6 protein-coding genes and 1 pseudogene are annotated in these 5124 nt (G+C 28.3%); 2 read left to right on the top strand and 5 right to left on the bottom strand.

Annotated elements, in window-relative coordinates; all coding sequences use genetic code 11:
• A partial coding sequence (locus tag AMN84_RS01365; RefSeq protein WP_143755522.1) for a glycosyltransferase family 2 protein occupies window positions 1-421 on the bottom strand: 421 nt, incomplete at its 3' end.
• Entirely contained in the window at window positions 418-1737 is a 1320-nt protein-coding gene (locus tag AMN84_RS01360; protein ID WP_075482745.1) for a glycosyltransferase family 39 protein, read from the bottom strand. The genes AMN84_RS01360 and AMN84_RS01365, both read right to left, overlap by 4 nt.
• Window positions 1738-1816: 79 nt before the next feature.
• Between AMN84_RS01360 and dksA the strand changes: the two genes are divergently transcribed.
• Both dksA and AMN84_RS01350 read left to right on the top strand, forming a co-directional pair.
• Window positions 1817-2233: an RNA polymerase-binding protein DksA gene (gene dksA, locus AMN84_RS01355; protein ID WP_075482743.1), complete on the top strand. Its 417-nt coding sequence runs from the start codon at window positions 1817-1819 to the stop codon at window positions 2231-2233.
• Between the two features lie 6 nt (window positions 2234-2239).
• Entirely contained in the window at window positions 2240-3343 is a 1104-nt protein-coding gene (locus AMN84_RS01350) for a putative sugar O-methyltransferase (protein ID WP_075482741.1), read from the top strand.
• On the opposite strand, the gene AMN84_RS01345 is transcribed toward AMN84_RS01350, so the two are convergent.
• From AMN84_RS01345 to AMN84_RS05165, 3 genes and pseudogenes are all read right to left on the bottom strand, one after another.
• Window positions 3335-3961: a glutathione S-transferase family protein gene (locus tag AMN84_RS01345; RefSeq protein WP_075482747.1), complete on the bottom strand. Its 627-nt coding sequence runs from the start codon at window positions 3959-3961 to the stop codon at window positions 3335-3337. The two genes, AMN84_RS01350 and AMN84_RS01345, sit on opposite strands and share 9 nt — an antisense overlap.
• On the bottom strand, window positions 3954-4973 hold the full coding sequence (locus AMN84_RS01340) for an NAD(P)/FAD-dependent oxidoreductase (RefSeq protein WP_075482739.1): 1020 nt from the start codon (window positions 4971-4973) through the stop codon (window positions 3954-3956). The genes AMN84_RS01345 and AMN84_RS01340 overlap by 8 nt, the downstream gene beginning before the upstream one ends.
• Window positions 4973-5124 (bottom strand): annotated as a pseudogene (locus AMN84_RS05165) (2Fe-2S ferredoxin); the annotation flags it as partial. The pseudogene AMN84_RS05165 and the gene AMN84_RS01340, both read right to left, overlap by 1 nt.

Below are 5124 nucleotides of genomic sequence, written 5' to 3'. Positions count from 1 at the left end.
TATGAACTACATAAAAAAAAGTAAAAATTGATCCTTCAGATCTTTTAATTCTTTCACCGACTATTGCTTTATCAACGTAATAATCCGTGCTTTCTATAAATTTACTAATTTCATCAGGTCTGTCCTCCCCATCACCATCCATAGGAATTACATAGTCAAAATCCTCTTTTTCATTAATATATCTTAAACCTGTTGCAATAGCTCTAGTGTGTCCAACATTTGTTAATAAACTGATTACTTTAACTTTTATTTCCTCTGTGGAGAATCTTTTATCATCATATTTCTCAGTTGATCCATCATTAATTAAAAAAATTGAGAATTCACTGTTGATGTTTTTTACCTTTAAATTTATATCCTCAATAAGTTTTTCAACGGATCTCCAATCGTTGTAAACTGGAATTAAGATTATTATTTTTTTCATCTATAACCTACACAAACTTTTTTGGTACAGATGTATGCATTTAATAAATCGACATTTTCTTGATTTATTTCTCCAAGCCATACAGGTCTTCCTTTCATGTGGTAAGATATATTACCTGCGTGCCACTCATCTCCCAGAACTACATTAATTGGTTTTGTAAAATCTTTTTGCCAAATTTGAAGAACTTTATCAACTTCAATCTTGCCCTGATAATCAGTTCTTTTATTTTCACTTATTAATGAGACCAGCCCATAAGTAATTGGAGATAACAAAAATAAAATTAAAAATGGCTTGAAAAATTCTTTAAATGTTTTTTCATCATCCTTAATATCAAATATGCTTAAAATAAAAATACCGAAAAAAAGATAAAAAGGTGTCATCCACATTGTCCGTATTTTTGAGCCAGTGACTACTGAAGTTATAAGCATTAAAATTATCGGCAGAAAATTTATTAATAAAATAAAAAATTTTTTTTTATCCTTTATATCAAATCTAACTTTTATTTTTTTAATTACGAAATAACAAAGAACAAAAAAAGGAATTAATATTCCAATTTGTTTTACCAAAAATATAATTGGAAACTTGAAGTGATTTAAAAAACTATAATCTACTAACCCGGCTCTATTAAAAGCATATTTAATTGTTACAAAATCGTTCTGAAAAAGCCAAATTAAATGTGGAACTAACAAAACAAAAAATATTTCAATTGGTAAATAATGTTTAAAATCTATTTTCCTAGTTTTTGTGATAAAAAATTCATAAGCAAAAATCATTACTATTGATAAAAGCAAGTAAGCGAATAAGTACTTTGTTAAAAATCCAATTGCAGCAGTAACACCTAATAAAATTAGAATTACAGTATTTGTATCTTTCTTCATGTATAATTTCCATGTAAGATAAACCGTAAAAGCCCAAAAAGGTAATTGGCAAACGTTTACGTTAAATTCTGGGGTAGTAAAATTGTAAAAGTATATTCCTTCTAGAATTAAAACAGAAAAGAAACTTAAAGTTTTATTTTGAAAAAATTCATTAGAAAATATCCATACTATATAAAAGGCTGATATTACAAAAATTTGACTTAAAAAATAATATGCGATGTCATTACTTCCAAAGAAAAAATAAAAAAATTCAACAAAGAAAGCACTAACTGGTGGATGCTTGTTATATCCCCAATCTAAATTACTACCCCAAGCTAATGCTTCTATCGTATCCAATGGTAAATTATTATTTGTTATATATGGAATCAAAGTCCAAATTAATAAGTGAGCAACTAAAAAAAAATAGAATAAATTACTAATGTTGCTTTTTTTAAACATATATCTATCTATTTATACAATTAATGGTTTCTTGACACCATTTAATTGCTGAATATACTGCGAGCGCCCAGTAATTAATATGGTTAAAATTTCTAAAAACTATATCCCTAAAGAAACTGAAAAATACATGTGCGAAAAACATAAGTTATTTTTTAAAAATAAGTTATCTGACTGGAAGAAAGATTTAATTAGGTCTAATAATGAGGCCTTATATAACAGCTCAATGGACGATAACAGCACATCAGCAGATATAGTCGACCAAGCTAGTTCGTATACCGAAAAAAATGTAGAAATGAGAGCCATTAATAGACAAATAAAGCTTATTTCGAAAATAGAGGAGGCTTTGAAAAGATTAAAAGATGGAACCTACGGATTTTGTGAAGATACAGGAGAGCCTATAGGATTAAAAAGATTAATGGCAAGACCAGTGGCTACTTTATCAATCGCAGCGCAAGAAAAACATGAAAAAGAAGAAAAAGTTTATGCTGACGATTAAACAATAATGAAAAAATATATAAAAAGAGTTTTTCCTGAAAGATTTGATAAATACTGGAATTCAATTAAAGATAAGGAAAATTTAGACAAAACATTAAAAGAAATTACAGAAAATTTTATAGAATCTGACTCCTATGATCTTGTGTCAAACTACTGGCACGTTTTAAATATTCAAAATTACAAGTCATTAATTAAAAGTGGATTATCCAAATATGGGTCAACAATTGCAAGAAATTACTACACTTTTAGCGAAATCTTTCATGATGAATGGTTTGATCAAGCTATTAAAAATCTTGAGGATAAACCGTTTAATATTCAGAGTAATGAGATATTTAAAAAACAAGATGGATTTTCTTTGAAGGAAAGTATTGGATATAATTATATTTGCTATATTCTTTTTTACAATCTAAAAAAATTAGCTTCCTTTCAAAATATTAATAAGATTAAAGATGACGCTTTTTTAGGGTTTAACGACCCATATATTAATATTGAAAATTTTAAAGTAACAACCGATAAAATTGCGTCTTTGCTTGATTATGAAAAGATAAGCAAAGCCTTTGAAATTAATAGTTTTAAAAAAATTCTTGAAATTGGTGCTGGCTCAGGCAGGACATGTGAAACGGTTCTTTCAATTAAAAAAAATTTAAAATACGTTATTTGTGATATATCGCCAGCTATTTATATATCTTTTAAAAGACTTAAGTTATCTTTTCCGGAAAAAAAAATTAATTTATTAATCAATATCAATGATGGTAAAAAATTAACGAAAGAGATAGAGGAAAATGATATTAGCTTTATATTTCCTCATCAGTTGCGTATTATTAAAGATAAATTTTTTGATCTAGCTTTAGGTATAGACTGTTTTCATGAGATGGATAAAAAAGTAATCGATTATTATTTTGATAATCTTAATAAAATAGTAAATTATGTTTACTTTAGTATCTGGGAAAAAACTACCGTACCATATAGTAAAAATATTTTTAAAAAAGAAAATAGATTAGACTACAGCCTAAATGACTACAAAATACCAAAAAATTGGGAACAAATATTCAAAGAAAAATTAGTATTTCCATCAAACCAATTAAGTTTAGGTTTCAAAGTTTTAGGGTAAAGGTATGGTTTCACCTTTTTGCATGAAGTCATAACCTTTAATCACTGCAGGTCTATTAGAAATATTTAGATACCATTTCGTTAAATTTTTATAATTCCCAAGTCCGATATCATGCCAATCATGTCTAGCAATCCATGGCCATGTAGCTATGTCAGCGATAGAGTACTCTTCACCTGCTAAGAATTTTGATTGTGATAATCTTAGATCTAAATCGTTATAGATTGCCTTTGAAATCTTAAAATATCTATCTTCACCAAATTTACTTTTTCCTGGATTATAATGATGAAACTGGTGATGTTGGCCTAGCATTGGTCCGACATAACCCATCTGGGCCATTAACCATTGATTGATTTGATCTCTATTTTTTTCGTCATAAAATTTACCACTTTTATTACCTAGGTAGATCAAGATTGCACCAGACTCAAAAATTATTTTACCGTTATCATGATCTTTAATTACAGGGATCTTATTAAATGGGCTTATCTTTTTAAACTCAGGGTTAAATTGTTCATTTTTGAACAAATTAACCTTTGTAACTTTGTACTCATATTGAATTTCCTCAAGCATAATTGAGATCTTTTTTCCATTAGGTGTGTCGGCTGTAAAAAGCTCAATCACTTTTAACGCCAAGTCTGTTTTTTATAGCTTTTGAAGATGTTGTAAACTCAAAACGATATTTCTCATTTGGCCTAGCTAATTTGAAACATGCCCTCGCTGCTAAAGCCCCTTCGTGAAAACCTGACAAAATTAATTTTAATTTTCCTGGATAGTTACATATATCACCAACAGCATAAATCCCTTTTTGGTTTGTTTCGAATTTTTCAGTATCAACTTCGACTGTTTTTTTATCAATATTTAGCCCCCAATTTGCAATTGGTCCTAACTGCATAATAAGCCCAAAGAAACCTAGCACATAATCAGTTTTTAAATTTTTATTTTGTTTATCATCATCTTCAATATCTATACTTTCAATTTTACTTGAACCATTAAGTTTTTTTAATTGAAACTTGGTAAAAAGATTTATTTTCTTTAATTTTGTTAATTCATGAACCTTATCAACAGTTGCCTGAGCGCCTCTAAATTCATCCCTTCTATGTATCAGATTAACATTACAATTATTTGACAATTCAACAGCCCAATCTAAAGCGCTATCCCCACCACCAAAAATTGAAACTGTTTTGCCTTTAAAAATATTTTTATCCTTTATTGAATATAAAATTGATTTATTTTCAAATTTCTCATGTCCTTCAACTGAAAACTTTCTTGGTTCAAATGATCCAACTCCACCTGCAATTATAACATTCGGAGTAGTAAAGGAAGTTCCTTTATTTGTTTTAACAATCCACTTATCCCCATCTTTTTTAACTTCATCAACTCTTTCAGATAAATGAAATTTAATATCAAATGGTTTTAGTTGATTAATTAAATTATTAGTAAGCTCTTCACCTGTGCATTCTGGAACTGCAGGAATATCGTAAATAGGTTTGTCAGGATAAAGCTCTATACATTGTCCACCTATTTTATCCAAGTTGTCAACGATCTCACAATCTAAACCAATTAATTTTAATTGATGTGCTGTAAAAAGACCTGTTGGTCCAGCTCCAATAATTAACGCATCTGTTTTAATCATTAAGTTTGTTTTTCTGGCATGTCTACTACTAAACCATCTAAATCATCTGAAACAATAATTTGGCAACTAAGTCTGCTATTTTTTTTTGGTTCATAAGCTTGGTCTAACATGTCATCTTCACCTTCGTTTTTTTTATTTATCTTATCAAACC

Source organism: Candidatus Pelagibacter communis, from assembly GCF_001180105.1.
GTDB lineage: Bacteria > Pseudomonadota > Alphaproteobacteria > Pelagibacterales > Pelagibacteraceae > Pelagibacter > Pelagibacter ubique_K.
Note: the sequence above shows the minus strand (reverse complement) of the source record. Positions and strands in the feature narration are given on the sequence as shown.

What these genes read in the sequence shown, in the direction of transcription:
- dksA (WP_075482743.1), top strand. Translation starts at nt 1,817, where the DNA reads ATGGTTAAAATTTCTAAAAACTATATCCCTAAAGAAACTGAAAAATAC.
- AMN84_RS01360 (WP_075482745.1), bottom strand. Translation starts at nt 1,737, where the DNA reads ATGTTTAAAAAAAGCAACATTAGTAATTTATTCTATTTTTTTTTAGTT.
- AMN84_RS01350 (WP_075482741.1), top strand. Translation starts at nt 2,240, where the DNA reads ATGAAAAAATATATAAAAAGAGTTTTTCCTGAAAGATTTGATAAATAC.
- AMN84_RS01340 (WP_075482739.1), bottom strand. Translation starts at nt 4,973, where the DNA reads ATGATTAAAACAGATGCGTTAATTATTGGAGCTGGACCAACAGGTCTT.